Source organism: Coxiella endosymbiont of Amblyomma nuttalli (assembly GCF_018107685.1).
Taxonomy (GTDB): domain Bacteria; phylum Pseudomonadota; class Gammaproteobacteria; order Coxiellales; family Coxiellaceae; genus Coxiella.
This window is the reverse complement of sequence record NZ_CP064834.1, coordinates 297378-315667: the sequence shown is the minus strand read 5'-3', so window position 1 is coordinate 315667 and position 18290 is coordinate 297378. Positions and strand designations below refer to the sequence as shown.

Genomic DNA, 18290 nt, shown 5'->3' with positions numbered 1-18290 from the left:
GAGTATTATACCATAAAGAAAGCATTATCGTTATTTAACATACTTTGAACATTCTAAACCAATATCTGCACAGGTAGATTACATCGTGAATTACAGTTAACATCAAGGCTTCTCACTTTAAAATGAGCTAATGCAAGGGTGATCTTATTTGATTAGGTGCATATATGCATATATGCATATATTTGACAAAGTCAGCTAGTCCAACCAAATTGCTCTATACCAGATTATTCTGTCTTAATTGGATAATCTCTCTCCTTTTGTACATACTGAGAAACAAGAGAAGTATGAAATATAACATCGAACGGGTTTGCTTTCCTCTTTCCTAATAACTCTAGCTAACTCCAGTCTTCCTCATAACCATATTTACGACAACCTTTAAATACACGTGTGTTTAGTGTTGTGGCATAAAGTAAGTACTATTATTGCATAGATGGTTTAATCATAAGAAATCTTAACTAAGGATCCAATGCAGTAGTAAGATATACCAGTTTCATAGAAATTATCCTATTTTCAATGTCCATCTGACTAAAATCCCTAATAAATTAAAAAGTTAAAATATGATTAAGTAAGTTTTTCGATGCCTTCATATAGTAGTATTTTTATATCAATGAAATATGAGAGATTCTACGACATCTTAATGAGATCAGGATAATATATTAAATTTGATATTAAATTTGCATAGATTTAATCAGTTTTTTTGGAAAGCTTCTAGTATCCTATCATGGACTTCTAGTATCCTATCATGGACTATAATATATTAAACCATAATGTATAAACTATAATATAGAATTCGGGATACGCTATACGAATTTTATAGGTATCGGCAAATTCCGCTTCAGAACGCACCTAAGCACTAAAAGCATGTAGTAAGGTTCAGGATAACAGAGACAAAACCCCTTGAATGCTTTGGTGTCAAGAAACGCTTTGTGCGAGAAAGTTAACTAGTATTTTCTATGATTTTTGAATCGAATAACAATGCAAATATTACCATTGAAATAGTGAAGTATTAGTTATCGTTTTGATAAAATAGTATAAAAACGTTAATCTCTCTTTATAAAATCGTGATTAGAACATTAATTTATTTCTTATTTATAGTATAGAATTTCATAGTATAGAATGTCGTGTACATAGGCATATCTAGATAGTCGAATACATTTTTTTTTAGAATCAATTTATGAACAAAAAGCACTTAGTTCGATTAGTAACTAGTTTTATGGTTTCTAAACTATTAAGTAAAAACCAATTGATCTAAATGCAACAGAATATCCTACTTGTACGATCAGGCTAATGATATCACGGACAGCAAAATTTTAAAAATCTTCCGGATGGCACTTCGTTTTTTAAAAACTGCAGAGAAGGAGCACAGTCATTTACTATTGTTATTCGTAGTGTTTCGATACAGTTCTAACGTGTTTTTATAAGTGCTAGAACAAGAAAATAAGCCACTAAGTCGCTAGATATAGTTTGAACTGTATTATTTTTATCTCTCTGACCACCATAGCCAATCTATTCATAAGTTACACATTTTGAAATTTTCTCCTATTTGTAAAAAAGGAAATTATGGGTTGACTACGTATTTCAGGATAAATAAATCGAAATCTTTCCTATAAATATTTTAGTTTCAAAGTAAACCCCTATACACTGATGTCAAGTAAAATGAAGTGATATTGATCGCTGATATCTAAAATGAAAAACTAATTATTAGGTGTAATTTTGAATTTTTAGAACCATACTCACCGAGTATACCAATTTACAATTCAATAACTCTCTTTTAGAAAGACATTGATAAAACATAAAGAAAAGTTAAAAATATCAACAAAAAATTTGCGACTTACTGTTTAAAGATTAACGATCGACATTTGATTGATGCACACTTTATCTTCCTTCTTACTGCTACCACTTTGTTAAATTTTTCTGCCGGATGATTGTTTATCAGCCAAAGAAAAAATGGATCTGCAAGATTCGTCAAGATAAGTATTCTAATCTAACTATTGTCTAACTGTTAGCATTTTCAAAAACAAAAAAAATAAAATCTAATGCGCTTTGGCCTTTTTGATGTATCTGTTAGTGTAGATTAACAATCTTTGTTGTAATTTATTCACAACATTGTGGTTTACTAATATCCATTGCAAACTTAGCAAGAAAATAATCCTCTTCACACATATTCATTTAGATAGCAACCACTTTCACCTTAGCAAACCGACGTTTTCCTACCTGATAAAGATGACTCTCTCCGATAGAGACAATTAAATGGATATGCTCAACACGCTCGCCATCGATGCGTACAGCACCCTGAGTAATCATACGACGGGCTTCAGAGGTGCTGTTTACTAAACCGGCACGTTGCAGAATGTGGCTAATGGACAGATAGTTATTTTCAGTTACTAATGCAATTTCATTCAAATCTGTTGGCAACACATGATGTTTAAACCGGTCAATAAAATGTTGATGTGCTATTTTTGCATCTTCTCTACTGTGAAAACGTGTGACAAGTTCTTTACTCAACAACACTTTTATGTCACGCGGATTTTTCCCGTCAAATACCTCTCTGCGCCATCGATTAATTTCCTGCGTTGGACGAAAACTCAATAACTCATAATAACGCCACATTAACTCATCAGATATCGACATAATCTTTCCAAACATTTCATCCGGCGGATCCATAATGCCAATGTAGTTATTTAATGATTTCGACATTTTTTGTATACCATCTAGTCCTTCTAACAAAGGCATTGTTAAAATGCATTGCGCTCGTTGACCAAAATGTTTTTGCAATTCACGGCCTACCAATAAATTAAATTTCTGGTCTGTGCCGCCTAATTCAACATCCGCACGCAAAGCGATGGAATCATAACCTTGCAATAACGGATATAAAAATTCATGGATAGCAACAGGTTGTCTCGCCATATAACGTTTCTTAAAATCGTCCCGTTCTAGCATACGGGCAACTGTATAAGTACTGGCTAAACGGATCAAGTCATCAACTTTTAGCTCATTCATCCAAACAGAATTAAAAGTGAGTCGTGTTTTTTCAGGGTCTAGAATGCGAAATACTTGTGTTTCGTATGTTTTAGTGTTTTCCATCACGACATTTTGCGTCAATGGTTTTCGTGTCACATTTTTTCCGGTTGGATCACCGATCATCGCTGTGTAGTCTCCGATAAGGAAAATAATTTCATGTCCCAACGTCTGAAATTGACGTAACTTATTGAGTACTACAGTATGACCCAAATGAATATCCGGCCCAGTTGGATCAAATCCAAGCTTCACTCGTAATAGCTTTTCTTCACCTAGTCGCACAACCAATTCTTTCTCAAGAATGATCTCAACCGTGCCTCTTTTAATTTCTTCTAATGCTTCTTTTACTGAAATCACTTAAACCCCATGAATTATTCCGCAATGTAATATTACGTGGTACAATCTAAAATTGGAATTATCAATGAGATATATAAGGAACAATTAACAAGGAATCCGAATGCAGGGCTGGAAATCAACGATTTCGATCATTGCCGCTATCTCCGTAGTCCTTATCACGTTAACGGAGTTATTCTATAAACATCTAGTATGCAACAATAAAAAAACGACTGCACTTAATCTTCCAGCATCCACTTTCTCTGTAAGAAAAATAGCCACCACTCCGCTAGAGTGGCAAAAAATAATCGTTCAAAAAAAAGAAGACTTGTCCGCAATCTTTGATCGATTAAAAATTAATCAGCATGATCTACTCCAGGTCATTAAACAACATAAATCACTAGCTACCTTACATCCTTATCAAATACTTTATTTCCAAATTGAACCGCCTCATCAATTGATTGCTCTTAAATGTCTCTTATCAACTGCCGAAACAGCAATAATCATTCGGGAAGGCAATCATTTTATAAAGAAAATTTCTCATAATCCTGTTTCAATAATTCTTGCCTACAAAGCCTTCACAATATTTCACTCCCTTAACCGAGATGCTAAAAAAGCTGGACTGACTACACGCATGCTCAGTGAATTACAAACCATTTTTGGAGAAGAGACCGATTTTTCTCATAATCTTCATCTGGGTAGTGGTTTTAATCTTCTTTATCAAGAAGAATACATTTATGGAAGAAAATATTGTGATGGAGATATTATTGCCGCTGAATTCATTCACCAAGGGAAAATTAGCCAAGCAGTTCGTTATACTCATGTTAAACGTACTGCCTATTATACCCCTGATGGTCTTGGCGTTGAAGCCTGTTTTTTACATAGTCCACTGCACTATAAACGCATCAGTAGTTATTTTAGTCATTATCGTTTTGATCCTGTCTTACATCGAATGCATCCTCACTTAGGCATTGATTTTGCAGCAAATATCGGAACACCTATCAAATCTATTGGCGAAGGAAGTGTAGTTTTTGTTGGTAAAGATGGAGGATATGGAAAGACAATTAAAGTTGGATATGGTCGTCATTATATAGCTCTTTATGGTCACATGTCACGATTTGCAAAAATTAAATTACACGAATGGGTGCATAAAGGCCAGATTATTGGTTATGTAGGCGCATCAGGCTGGGCAACAGGACCACATCTTCATTTCGGTTTCTATATGGATGGTAAGCCTCGTGATTGGTTAGCAATGAAACTACCAATAGCTCACATCCCTCGTAGTTACAAAAAACCTTTTCTTGCAACAGCAAAACAATTATTAGCAGAATTGCATTTATATCAAAATACACAATTAGCGGCGAATAATAAAAATCCCCTGGATTAGTGTTAATTACCCATCTATTGATATTAGTTAGACTATATGTAGTAATGTTAAAAATCTAAAGACTGTAACTGTAGATAATTAGATAATCTCATTATAAAGCGATTGGACGAAAACCCTTGGTTGATCTCCTTTAATGTATTCGCAATTTTAAAAATAAGGACACTCACTAAACCAAAAACTGCAATCACTACTCGCAAAAATCAACTGAATCCATGGATCTCGGTGATCATAATTTTGGAAAAGTACGAAGATAATCTACAATATGAATTTTGAGTCTGTATACCTTATAAATACAACTAAAGCAAGATAAATAAAATTAGAAACGTGTTGATTTGATATGATTTTTATATTAAAATCAGATCTATTAAAAGCTATTTAATCAGATTAATTTCTACAAGACTCTTCCAAAATAAAATATACAATCAAGTTAGACTAGTTATAAAAGCTAAAATATCTTTAGATTTTTGGAATTAGTTGAGCAACATAGCAAACGTGGTCTGCAAAAGACTGACGCGTTAATAAAGTGCAATCTCTTATAAAAACTCTAGTATGTTTACTTACTTCGTATTCTAATTAGAAATTGTTTTATCACTATTGTAATTTTTCATCTATAATTACAATAGTGATAATTTAATTCAACCGAAACTATGTGGGTGGCAATATATTTTATTTTACGAAAAATGACACATTTTTTATTTTAGGTAGAAAACAGACCATGCTACTATAAGTCGCATTTTTGATTCAATTAAAAATTGAAACAATAATTATTTCTCTGACTTATAATTATTTCTCTGACTTAATGTTTTAGTACAAAAAACCGCTTTTCCATAACACATCTAATGAAATAATTATAACAATATCCACAATGTAATTTTATAAGAAAATTATTATAACAAAATATCTTGCTTTCAACTGCTTCTGTGAGTAGTGCATATTTTAGTGTTCGAAGTTAAAAAAAATTATTTTTTATGAATTTTATGCACTCAAGTATTGTAATTTTTGTAATTTAGAGCAGTGTACGAATAAACTGATACAATTGGGGGAAAAATCCTTTTGATTTTACAATGCCGATGCGCAGATTCGAACTGCGGACCTACTGATTACGAATCAGTTGCTCTACCATCTAAGCTACATCGGCAAAATTTTACCACTTCCCTTCCTACTCTCCCACTTCATCATTTTTATATATATCTGTCTTTCCTTCATTTTCTTGTATTCAGATCAACGTGGTTAACATTGCCCTGCATATGGTTACGTAAACAGGTATTAAGGTTAAGTTTGCTGAGTTTGCTGAGCATTAAAAGCTCTCTTTTTTTCTTTCACAGTTAGTGAGTAAATTGTCCTAATGACAAAGGAGAAACTTGCCAAATTTATCTGCTGGAGAAATTGGATTGTGGTGGTTTATTACTATTAATTGTCTATGAATATAACTGAATTCTAGAGTCACTTTCTTTGAAAAAAAAAGTTTAATTATTGCCATATTTGAATCACTTTAGATAAGAAAAACAATACATAAAAACTTTCTTCATTCAGAGTATATTATTATGGTCCATCTAGTCACAATCACGACATTCTATCGTCTGTCAAAGCACTAACTCATTTAGACAAAGTAGCGGCAAACAAAAGCATGAGTATCAATTCTAAACTAACTACTAAAATTAGCTCTTCAAAATAAATTTTTTATCGATTTTCCGTATCATATCATACTGAGCAGGAAATATAGAATAGTACAATGTATTCAATAAAATTTATTTAAGCAAGTAACATTCCTAATATCAATATGGATGTCACCGTTTAATATCATACGGTTACTCATGGTTATATAATTTCTTTTTTATTATCTTTGCTCTTAATTATAAATAAAATATGTTTCATTCCACATTTTATACTTATCATGAATAGTTGCAATTGGCAATTTTGTACTGAGAACGTCATGTTAACACCCTCACAGAGCGAACAATACAACAGTTATACAACAACCTAATCATCAGGATCACAAAGTGAAAGCAAATATGACGAGTCTTAGTGCAATCTACCGAAGTACTCAAATAAAGAATATTTAGATTCCTGGACATTATGGAATAAAACGATATTCTTAATTTTCCATGTCAATTAAGCATGTTAATTAACGTAGATATCCTTACTGGTTAGTTAATTACTTTACTGATAGTTAATATTTTAGCTAATATCTTAAATTTTACGCTAAATTGAGAATAGAGAATATCAAAAACCTTTCTAATATTTTGTGACATTATTCGAAAATGATTCACAGTATTTTTACTTATTCATTATAAAATAGTTTTTGTGAAAAAATGTGTATTAGCGAACAAATGGAATTTATTAGATAAATTTATTTAATTTTTACAAGAAAAATACGATCATTAGTGTATTAGCGTGTCGCATATTAATATAAATGGTTTTTCAATCACTACCTCTATGATTTTAGACCACTTGTAGTTTATGATTCCTTAATTTTAATTACTTTTTTTAAATTCAAAACACAATACCTCAAAGCACAATACTATTCTTCAGCAAATTGATTATTAGTACCGACTATATTTAAAATCATGTTTTTTAAGTTTCTCCCACGAGTATTTCTATTAACAATTTTTATTTTTTTTAAAAAAGACATCACTAAAATTATCTCATTCTTCTAGATACTCACTTTTATTAATACTTCCTTTTATCTTTGAGATTTCGAAAAAAATCGAACATTATAAATATCATACAATAAATGGCAATCATACAATAAGTGACAAACACTCCATGCCATCATGCGAAAAAGTGATTTACGCTCTCAACAAGCTTTATAGCTCACCGATTTTGGTAAAATACAGATGACTTTTTAAGTGAAATACTAATCAAATTATAATATATTCATTCAGTACGAATATCAAAGCATTATCTCAATCTATCAATCCATTAATCTACCAATTTATTTATCGAATCGAAATCACTTTCGATTTATTCTTGCCTCATTCATATCGCCAATCTTGTACAAATCCTTTAAAAATTTATCACAAATATCCCATAAGTTAATTACTTAGTTTTGTACAGACTCTGTCTTAACCGTACTCAGAAAATATTTGTTCTTTAATTATATAACTGAATTGAATTGGTTGAATTGTAGAGTACTCATTTTGTGTCATCATCGGTTATTACTTAATTACTTTCATAGATACGTTATGATTAATGTTCGTCTACGACATTAAGCATGTCGCTTCGTGTTACTTTGGTCAATCTTATGAAGACTATTATTGCTTGACATAATCTTTGAACCACTTTATGATTTCGACTTTTTCTAGATCTTTTTATTTGTTTTATACATCTTCTCAGGGTGTACCTGGCACAAATGGTATGTTATGGTGTTTTTGTAAACACAATATTTCTACCAGTTTTTCATAACTAAGAAATGAAAAAAAGATTGTGGTGATTTCATGACTAATCGCTTATACTCTTATACTGATGATTTAACTGTCAATACAGTGTTGCGCACAGGGAGACTTTGGCGACCATGCCAAAAAATCCAGATAAAAATCTTATCGTTGCATTAGATATTGGTACTAGCAAAATTGCAGCGTTGGTTGGTGCAGTCAGTCAAGATAACCAAATCGAGGTTATTGGGTTTGGCACACATCCGTCGCGCGGGTTAAAACGGGGTGTTGTAATCAACATTGAGTCAACTGTGCGGTCAATTCAGCATGCGATTGAAGAGGCAGAGTTGATGGCTGGGTGTGATATCCGTTCCGCCTATACGGGTATTGCAGGTGGTCATATTCGAAGTCTAAATTCTCATGGTATTGTCGCAATTCGAAATTGCGAAGTAAATCAGTCCGATGTGGATCGAGTTATTGATGCAGCAAAAGCCGTGGCTATTCCCGCTGATCAAAAAATACTTCATGTTTTGCCACAAGAATTCATTATCGATAATCAGGAAGGTGTTCGTGAGCCTGTTGGTATGTCTGGTGTGCGATTAGAAGCCAAAGTACATATCATTACGGGGGCTGTCAGCGCTGCACAAAATATAACTAAATGTGTGCGTTGCTGTGGATTACAAGTTGGTGACGTTGTTTTAGAGCAGCTTGCTTCTAGTCATTCCGTTTTAACAGATGATGAAAAAGAGTTGGGTGTATGTATGGTGGATATTGGTGGTGGCACCACTGATATCGCTATTTTCACAGAAGGAGCGATTCGTCATACGTACGTTATTCCTATTGCAGGCGATCATGTAACTAATGATGTTGCAGTAGCACTTCGAACCCCTACTCAGTACGCGGAACAAATCAAGATTAAGTACGCGTCTGCTTTGCCGCAAAAAATCAGCGCGGAAGAAACCATCCAAGTGCCGAGTATTGCCAAACGTCCTCCAAAGCAGATACAAAAAAGGGGGCTGGCACAAGTAGTTGCAGAACGTTACGAAGAATTATTTGAACTTGTATTATCAGAATTGCATCATAGTGGTTTTAAAGATTTAATTACGGCGGGAGTTGTATTAACAGGTGGAGCTTCGCGTGTTCCAGGTTGTATCGAATTAGCCGAACACATCTTTCAAATGCCTGTACGATTGGGGTTACCGCAATATGTGAATGGTTTAGTAGATGTCCGTGAGAATCCAATTTACGCAACAGCGGTAGGATTGTTGATTCATTGGCACCAGAACCAAAGCAATAATCGTGGTCGACCTGTGTTTGATTTAGAATATGGAATGAGTTTGTGGCAGAGGATGAAAAGCTGGTTTCAAGGAACTTTTTAAGTTGGGGGAAATTATAATGTTTGAGCTTGGTGAAATGTCATCTCAAAACGCTAAAATAAAGGTGATTGGTATCGGTGGCGGTGGGGGTAATGCGATTGAACACATGATGACTGAAAGTATTGATGGTGTCGAATTTATTTGTGCTAACACAGATGCACAAGCTTTAAGTCGTTCAAGCGCGCGAACTATCTTACAGCTCGGAGATGAAATCACCAAAGGATTAGGAGCAGGTGCAGATCCTCATATCGGTCGTCAAGCGGCTGAAGAGGGTCGAGATCGTATTTGTGAAGTCCTTGAAGGGACAGATATGGTGTTTTTAACTGCAGGCATGGGTGGTGGTACTGGTACAGGAGCCGCTCCTATTTTTGCTGAAGTAGCGAAAGAAATGGATATTTTAACCGTAGCGATAGTGACTAAGCCCTTCATCTTTGAAGGTAAAAAGCGAATGGAAGTTGCTGAAGGAGGTATTAAAGCGTTAACAAGTTATGTTGATTCGCTGATTACTATTCCTAATAATAAATTGTTGAGTGTGCTTGGTAAAAACATTACATTATTGAATGCTTTTAAGGCAGCTAATAATGTATTGTTAGGTGCAGTTCAAGGGATTGCGGACTTAATTACTCGCCCTGGATTAATTAATGTTGATTTTGCTGACGTACGAACCGTCATGTCGGAAATGGGCATGGCCATGATGGGAACGGGTATAAGCAGTGGTGAGAACCGAGCTCGGGAAGCAGCGGAAGCAGCAATCGCGAGTCCTCTACTAGAAGATGTGGATTTCACAGGCGCTCGAGGTGTATTAGTTAACATTACTGCAGGCATAGATCTCTCTATCGGTGAGTTCGAGAAAGTAGGAGAGGCAGTGAAAGCGTTTTCTTCAGAGAATGCTACTGTGGTAGTGGGGACAGTAATCGATCCCGAAATGAGTGATGAATTACGCGTAACAGTGGTCGTCACTGGCCTTATAACTCATAGTAGTGCAGATGCTACCGTTATGATAAAACCTATAAAGAGCACAAAAAATGATGGAATAGTGGACTACTATCGATTTGATCGACCTACTTACATGCGAAATCAGGAGTCTGCTAGACCAAATGTAGATTTGGAAAAACAACGTGGTGATAAGGATTTTGAATATCTTGATATTCCGGCTTTTCTACGTCGTCAGGACGATTGAGATCATTTCAAAAAATGATTAATTATTATAAAAAGGATGTGCTGAAATGCGCCTCGTTTTTCGGTAATGGATTTGTTTAATGATTAGGCAGAGAACTTTGAAAAATGTGGTTAGAGCCACAGGTATTGGTGTTCATACCGGAGAGAAGGTTTATTTGACGTTACGCCCTGCCCCACCTAACACGGGGATTATTTTTTGTCGAACGGATTTAGATCCTGTCGTCGAAGTTCCTGCTCGTGTTAACTACATTGGAGATACCAGTTTATCGACTTGCTTAGCAAAAGATGATGTTCGTATCGCAACTGTAGAACATTTGTTATCGGCTCTAGGTGGTTCTGGTATTGATAATCTTTATGTAGACATCACTTCACCTGAGTTGCCGATTATGGATGGCAGTGCAGGTCCTTTCATATTCTTAATTCAGTCTGCAGGCATTGAAGAACAAAACGTACCGAAAGAATTTATTCGTATTAAACGAAAAATTAAGATAGAAGAAAATGATAAAAGCGTAATGATTGAGCCTTATGACGGATTTAAGGTTAGTTTTAACATTGAGTTCGATCATCCATTATTTAACGAACATAATCAAAATGCGACACTTGATTTTTCAAGTATTTCCTACATGAAAGAAGTTTCGCGCGCACGAACATTTGGTTTTCTATCGGATTATGAATTTATTCGCAAAAACAATTTAGCTTTAGGAGCTAGCTTGGACAATGCCATTGTACTAGATAAGTATAAAATTTTAAATCAGGACGGTTTACGTTACACAGATGAATTTGTCAAACATAAAATTCTTGATGTCATTGGAGATCTTTATTTATTAGGATACAGTTTAATTGGCTCATTTGACGGGGTGAAATCGGGACATACCTTAAATAGCAAATTGTTAAAACAGTTATTGGCAGAAAAAAATGCATGGGAAATTGTAACCTTTAAAGATTCTTCGGAATTACCTTTTTCTTTTGCGCCTGTGATTATGGCGATTTAATTAATTTAATTATAATCATAATTATAGTCATCAATCATCCTTAATCATCCTTCGAACACCATATGGTGGGATTTCAGGTTTTCAGGCTATGATAATGCAGGAATCTAAATTACACTAGAGCCACCAAGGCTTAACCCGACATTGAATTGAAGCGATAGGCATTTTTTGTTGAGAAAATGCTTCAATTAAATTAGGAACTAAATAGCGGACTCGTGTGGCCCAAACAGCGTTGTCCAATTGAAGAGTAAGTGTTTGGTGAGATATATTCATCACTTGACAATAAGGTATAACTTCTGATGGTAGGAAATTTACAAGCATCTTTTCTAGCGCGGTAATTTGATTTGCTCTTTGGACAATGAATCTAAGAGGATCAGTTTGAAAATAATAAGTGATAGATTTAGGATCGTTGGCTTGTATTGATTTCATTTTTTGAGGGAAATGTCTATTCATTGATAAATGATATACAATGCCACTTATGCTTGGCAACTTTATTAAAAAGATACTGAGAACTCGTAACGAGCGATTACTTAAGCATTATTCTAGAATTGTCTCAAAAATTAATGCACTAGAACCTGAAATTAAGGTTCTCTCCAATGAGAGACTACGCAGTAAAACTGACGAATTAAAAAGGCGACTTCATAAAGGAGAAAAACTCGATGCTTTATTACCTGAAGCGTTTGCTGTAGTCCGGGAAGCAAGTGCGCGTACGGTGGGAATGCATCATTTCGATGTGCAATTGATCGGCGGTCTTGCATTGCACAGTGGCAAAATTGCAGAAATGCGGACTGGAGAAGGGAAAACACTGAGTGCAACAATGCCAGCATATCTCAATGCCTTAACAGGAAAAGGTGTTCATATTGTCACGGTTAATGATTATTTAGCTAAACGCGATGCGGAATGGATGAAACCAATTTATGAATTTTTAGGCTTAACGGTAGGTGTAAATATTCCAGGGATGAAATCTTTAGAAAAACAAGTAGCTTATGCGGCAGATATTACGTATGGAACTAATAACGAATTTGGTTTTGATTATCTACGCGATAACATGGTGTTCAGCCTGGACCAACGGGTACAACGAGCATTGCATTATGCTATTATTGACGAAGTCGATTCAATCTTAATTGATGAAGCACGGACACCTTTAATTATTTCTGGTCAATCAGAAGAGTCTTCAGACCTCTATTTCAAAATTAATGAACTTATCCCATTACTGAAGTTGCAAAAGATAGAGGATGGTCAAAAGGAAGAAGAAATATCGCTTGACGATCATGGTGATTATAGTTTGGACGAAAAAAATCGACAAATTTATCTTACTGAGCAAGGCCATCGAACTGTTGAAAAATTAATGGTTAGGCAAGGATTGATGTATAAGGGGGAAAGTTTATACGATGTTTCGAATATTTCTTTAATGTATTACATGTGTGCGTCTTTGCGCGCACATGCACTTTTTCATCGAGATGTTCATTATATTGTAAAAAATAATGAAGTAATTATCGTCGATGAACACACGGGTCGCTTGATGCCAGGTCGTCGTTGGTCGGATGGATTGCATCAAGCTATAGAGGCAAAAGAAGGTGTACCGATTCAGTTAGAAAATCAAACATTAGCTACAATCACTTTTCAAAATTATTTTCGCCTTTATGAAAAATTATCAGGTATGACAGGTACGGCTGATACAGAAGCGTTTGAGTTACAAAAAATCTATGGATTGGAAGTCATCGTGATTCCAACCAATAAACCTATGATTCGTCAAGACGAACCCGATCAGGTTTATTTAACAGCTAAAATGAAGTTTGATGCGATCGTAAATGAGATTAAGAAACGACATGAAAAAATCCAGCCACTTTTGATTGGCATGGCATCAATTGAAGCTTCGGAGCTTATGTCAAGGCTTTTAAAGCGAGTTAATTTAAAACACGAAGTGCTGAACGCAAAAAACCACGAACACGAAGCAAAAATTATTGCAGAAGCTGGACGTCCGGGAGCTGTAACTATTGCAACTAACATGGCTGGTCGTGGAACTGATATCGTGTTAGGTGGTAATTTAGAAACAGAACTTGCTGAATTAGATGATCTTAATGAAGAGGAAGTCAAGAATCGAAAGACTAACTGGCAAAAAAGGCATGATATAGTAATTGCCGCCGGTGGTTTGCATGTATTGGGGACAGAGCGTCATGAATCAAGGCGCATTGATAACCAGCTTCGTGGTCGTTCTGGTCGACAAGGTGATCCGGGGTCGTCACAGTTTTATCTTTCCATGGAAGATAATCTATTGCGTATTTTTGCAGCTGAGCGAATGTCAAGCATAATGCGCCGATTGGGTGTAAAAGAAGACGATGTTATTGAACATAAATGGATTACTCACGCTATCGAAAGAGCACAACGTCGAGTTGAAGGCATGAATTTTGATATACGTAAGCAGTTGTTAGAATATGATAACGTTGCAAATGATCAACGGAAGGTCGTTTATCAACAACGTATTCAATTATTGGAATCTGAAGATATATCTTTGACTATCGAAGAGATTCGCAAAGAAGCTATTTCTAATATGGTTAGTTTGTTTATTCCACCACAAAGTTTAGAAGAGCAGTGGGATATATCTAGTATGGAACAACAAATTCAAGAGGATTTTGGCTTATCGTTACCTATTGCGGAATGGCTTAAGGAAGATGATACGTTGCAGGAAGAAAAGCTGCATAAACGTCTTATTGATGAAATTACTCGGGCTTACAAAGAAAAAGAAGCAAAAGTAGATCCAAAAGTAATGCGAGAAGTTGAAAAAACGGTGATGTTGCAATTGTTGGATCACCATTGGAAAGAACATTTAGCTGCTATGGATCATTTACGTCAAGGCATTCATTTACGTGGTTATGCTCAGAAAAATCCCGCTCAAGAATACAAACGAGAGTCTTTTGAATTGTTCACGCAGATGTTGCAACGGATTAAGTATGAAGTGGTTGCGGCGTTATCAAAATTAGAAATTACGACGGAAGAAAAGGTTGTACAACAACAGCGATTATATGAACCATTGACATCAGAATTACAATATCATCACGGAGAAGTCACTGCACTACAGTCCATCGACAAAATTGCGACTGTCGCTGCTGCAAGTGAAGTCGCTCAACCTGTTATACGTACTCAGCCTAAAATTGGGCGAAATAAATCATGTCCTTGTGGAAGTGGCAGGAAATATAAACAGTGCCATGGAAAGTTGATTTAAATCACATTCTTTAAAACATTAAGCAGATATGAGAATAGATAAGGTTTTATCGTTCCATAACAAGGGATGTTTATCAGTGGTGGTATTTTATTAATCCTAAAATCGATATTTTAATGCTTCTACGCTTATCTTATGTAGAGTAAGATGGCTTATAGGCATCCCCCCCCCTGAGGGGAAATAGAGACAAGAGGAGAAATAGAGACAAGTGAATAAAGTCATCAAACATAATTTATAGATTTGAAGAGGAAGTTGTGCAAATAGAAGAACAGTCGCTTTGTTGGATCTCTGTTTAAGAGATCACTGAATTAAATTTTCTCAAGCTAATTTATACTATCTTTAATTATTTTTTAAATTCCGCAATACTTTTATGAAAAGAAAAAGAAATGAATAGCAATACGGTGTTTACCTGCATAATTCTTAGAATAGGTCTTTTCCAATAAGTAAAATTAAGTGGATAAATTGACAAGATGAAATTTATGGTATTTTTTGATGAAAACTCCATCGTTAGTAGTGATCTTAGCTTCACTGGATTTGTTAAAATTATAAGAGCCTGCAGGTCTACAGGATTGTAGAATAAAATTAGTTAAAAATTTTGTAAGAGTTCCGAAATTTTTTGGAAGCGTAACGCATTTGATTGATGTGTTATTTCAGTCAATACAAGAGTTGATGTAATTTGTGACTGTATAATATGGTAAATTTATTGTAAGGGCATACAGAATTATTGCGTGACATTTGTAATGAGCTTAATGAGCTTGATTTTTTTAATCGAGTGCTTTGAAATAATATCGATGAGCAAGCGATCATCAATCAGCATTTCTGATATACCTTAAGTGTTGTAAATTTATAGATCACAAAATTATTGCCAAGATAATGTATTTTCACGAGCATTAGGTTTAGTGGAACGATGAAGACTGATATCGAGCTTCATCTATTGTGCATAATGCACTTGAATATCGAGTTTGTACCGTGTCTTCTCTCTTCTTCTCCCATAAAAATTGTCGATTAGAACTTGGTGATTATGTTGATTGTTATCTCTCAGGTCCATACTTTTTAGGAAGTTACGTAACAAAAGTGTTTTATTTTCGTTTAAAGTAATATTCATAACGATTAGTGGGTTAACGCTTTTCGCAATTTCCAATTTCGTAATTTCTGATAGAATGAAAGATATACTGCTGCTTACTTGTTAATTGGCATTAATTAGTTATAATTGGTATTAATTAGTTAAATAAATGCAGCAGCAAGTTTGAAGGGCATCTGTCAGGATAAAAATAACTTTATACATTTACGATTGTATGTCGGGAAGACTTTTGCCTCTAAGATTTAGAGAGGTACTGTGCTGTCCCGTAAAATACTGCAACAAAGTGAAACTAAGCGTCCCTCTGTAGCTAGTCTGTCGATTATATGACTGCTTCTCGTGGTCATGGTGCAAACTCCAACGAAATCTGTGCTCTAAATAAATAAAGAATTAATAATGTCAATATTATTATGAAATGTGCAAAAAGAGTTCGTTAATCTACAGTAACACACATAAAATATATGACGGATTTTTATTGAGCACATGAATTTTATTGAGCACTTTGAGTATATTGTTCCACAGCTAATTTTAAATACCTAACATTCAGCTTAAAAATCGACTCACGTAACACCATGAGATCCCGATCATTGGTAAGTATGTCGTCAGCTATCGCTAGTCGTTTTTTACGTCTACTTTGTGATTGCATGATTAATTGAATTTCTTTCTGAGAGAATTTATTTCTCGCTATTACTCGTTGAATTTGGAGTGATTCAGGAGCATCGATCACTAAAACGCGATCAAGAAAATTTATTGATTGCGAAAATTCTGCTAATAATGGGACCACTAATATAGAGTAAGGGATCTTTAAATTTTTTAGCGATTCTTGCATTTTCGCGATAATCATGGGATGTAACAAATTTTCAAGCCATAGACGTTCTTTTAAACTTCGAAAAACTAAAATTCGTAATTTTGAACGGTTTAATAATCCGTGGTTCGTTAAGATTTCTTTTCCAAAGTGCCCAACGATTTTTTTAAAAGCTTCTTGATCAGGTTGAGTAAGTTCACTTGCAAGTTTGTCGGCGTCGATAACAGACACTTTTAATGCTGCGAAATAATTGGCTACTGTACTTTTTCCACTACCAAGACCACCTGTTAAACCGATTCGTAACATAATTATTCCTTCATAAGAAAATAGGTCCTGAATAACATAGGTTCACAAATGCAACCATCATTAAGAATAAGGACCGATTACAATGGCCCTCGCCGTAATTGTCATCGAAAACACTAGCGTCTTTCTTGCTACAGAAATCCCAATATTATCCTGTTAAAGTCATACTTTTCGTACTTCAAATCTAAAAATGGCAGTTCGTCAGCAGTTTCGTTGACATATAAATATCCATAGAAATTTAGAAATTAACTTTATTCTGTCATTCCCAATTCACTGGAAACTGAAATAGTATAGGAGAAAAAAATTTTAATTTAAATTTTTTAATTTAAATTTTTAATTTTATATGATCGATACTGTTTTAAGATTTGTTTTGTCAAAATAGCCTGTTTCCCTGTTAATAGGGGATATTTATTGATTTTTGAGAACGATTGTACTTCCAAAAGACTATTAGTTTGAAAAATTTCTGTTGCAGAAAAAAGATCTTTGGGATATAGAGTTTTCTCTATTATTGAACCACCTTCTTCCTGAACAGCATTAAAAATAATTTGTCGCATAATACCGGGCAAAATACCATCTGTTCTCTTTGGTGTAAGCACTTTTCTATTAATAATCATAAATATGTTACCAATACTCGTTTCAGTAACAGCACCTTTCGTATTGAGCATGATCCCCTCATCATATCCATGTGAAACTGCCTGTTGTCTTGCAAGAATAGATTCTAAATAATTCAGCGTCTTAATTTGAGTGAGCATAGAATACTCGTTCCGTTTAATTGTTGTGATATATACAGTCGGTTGAGTAGCTGGTCGATGATAAGAAGTTGCTGTAATGATTAACTTTGGAAAAGCTTTTTTCGGAACACCAAGCCCTTTTCCTTGTTCTAGCTGACCTCTGGTTAGTATCACCTTTATCGCTATATCACCATCCAATTTATTAATCTCTATTATTTGATAACATTTTTTTTTAAGTGCCTCTAAGGGAACCTTAAAAGGAATAAATAATTTAATTGTTGATTCAAAAAATCTCTTATAATGAGCCTCGAAGAATAATAATCTTCCATTTTCCGATTTAATCGTCTCAAATAATCCGTCTGCCCATAATAACCCTCGATCATTCCAAGAAACCACAGGCAAATAATCAGAAACAATATTATCATCTACAATAATTTTCATAACTAAATTTCGTACATGCATTATGTTAACTGAATGTACTCTTCATTTCCATTTCT

General features: G+C 34.5%; 9 protein-coding genes and 1 tRNA gene. 5 read left to right on the top strand and 5 right to left on the bottom strand.

The features are described from left to right. Positions 1–2169: 2169 nt before the first annotated feature. Complete coding sequence (gene tyrS / locus CEAn_RS01065) at positions 2170–3375, bottom strand: tyrosine--tRNA ligase (RefSeq protein ID WP_211923993.1); 1206 nt, start codon at positions 3373–3375, stop codon at positions 2170–2172. 100 nt (positions 3376–3475) lie between these two features. On the opposite strand from tyrS, the gene CEAn_RS01060 reads away from it, so the two are divergent. Beyond that, complete coding sequence (locus CEAn_RS01060) at positions 3476–4738, top strand: M23 family metallopeptidase (protein ID WP_211923992.1); 1263 nt, start codon at positions 3476–3478, stop codon at positions 4736–4738. A gap of 1065 nt (positions 4739–5803) precedes the next feature. Here CEAn_RS01060 and CEAn_RS01055 read toward each other — a convergent pair. Beyond that, a tRNA-Thr gene (locus tag CEAn_RS01055) sits at positions 5804–5876 on the bottom strand. Positions 5877–8243: 2367 nt separating this feature from the next. On the opposite strand from CEAn_RS01055, the gene ftsA reads away from it, so the two are divergent. From ftsA to lpxC, 3 genes are all read left to right on the top strand, one after another. Then, positions 8244–9491, top strand: a complete 1248-nt coding sequence (ftsA, locus tag CEAn_RS01050) for a cell division protein FtsA (protein ID WP_211923991.1) — start codon at positions 8244–8246, stop codon at positions 9489–9491. Positions 9492–9507: 16 nt separating this feature from the next. Next, positions 9508–10668, top strand: coding sequence for a cell division protein FtsZ (ftsZ, locus tag CEAn_RS01045; RefSeq protein ID WP_211923990.1), 1161 nt, complete (start codon positions 9508–9510; stop codon positions 10666–10668). A 79-nt stretch (positions 10669–10747) separates the two neighbouring features. Next, entirely contained in the window at positions 10748–11659 is a 912-nt protein-coding gene (gene lpxC, locus CEAn_RS01040) for a UDP-3-O-acyl-N-acetylglucosamine deacetylase (RefSeq protein ID WP_211923989.1), read from the top strand. A 114-nt stretch (positions 11660–11773) separates the two neighbouring features. Here the strand turns inward: lpxC and CEAn_RS01035 are convergent, their stop codons facing one another. Further along, positions 11774–12109: a DciA family protein gene (locus tag CEAn_RS01035; RefSeq protein WP_211923988.1), complete on the bottom strand. Its 336-nt coding sequence runs from the start codon at positions 12107–12109 to the stop codon at positions 11774–11776. Positions 12110–12134: 25 nt separating this feature from the next. Here CEAn_RS01035 and secA point away from each other — a divergent pair, with 25 nt between their 5' ends. Continuing rightward, entirely contained in the window at positions 12135–14879 is a 2745-nt protein-coding gene (gene secA, locus CEAn_RS01030; protein WP_211924132.1) for a preprotein translocase subunit SecA, read from the top strand. A 1565-nt stretch (positions 14880–16444) separates the two neighbouring features. Here the strand turns inward: secA and coaE are convergent. Then, on the bottom strand, positions 16445–17065 hold the full coding sequence (gene coaE / locus CEAn_RS01025) for a dephospho-CoA kinase (RefSeq protein ID WP_211923987.1): 621 nt from the start codon (positions 17063–17065) through the stop codon (positions 16445–16447). A gap of 317 nt (positions 17066–17382) precedes the next feature. Continuing rightward, positions 17383–18234, bottom strand: a complete 852-nt coding sequence (locus tag CEAn_RS01020; RefSeq protein ID WP_211923986.1) for an aminotransferase class IV — start codon at positions 18232–18234, stop codon at positions 17383–17385. Positions 18235–18290 lie beyond the last annotated feature (56 nt).

Coding starts and splice junctions, on each gene's coding strand:
- CEAn_RS01060 (WP_211923992.1), top strand. CDS start 3,476: ATGCAGGGCTGGAAATCAACGATTTCGATCATTGCCGCTATCTCCGTA.
- ftsZ (WP_211923990.1), top strand. CDS start 9,508: ATGTTTGAGCTTGGTGAAATGTCATCTCAAAACGCTAAAATAAAGGTG.
- lpxC (WP_211923989.1), top strand. CDS start 10,748: ATGATTAGGCAGAGAACTTTGAAAAATGTGGTTAGAGCCACAGGTATT.
- CEAn_RS01035 (WP_211923988.1), bottom strand. CDS start 12,109: ATGAATAGACATTTCCCTCAAAAAATGAAATCAATACAAGCCAACGAT.
- secA (WP_211924132.1), top strand. CDS start 12,135: ATGCTTGGCAACTTTATTAAAAAGATACTGAGAACTCGTAACGAGCGA.
- coaE (WP_211923987.1), bottom strand. CDS start 17,065: ATGTTACGAATCGGTTTAACAGGTGGTCTTGGTAGTGGAAAAAGTACA.
- CEAn_RS01020 (WP_211923986.1), bottom strand. CDS start 18,234: ATGAAAATTATTGTAGATGATAATATTGTTTCTGATTATTTGCCTGTG.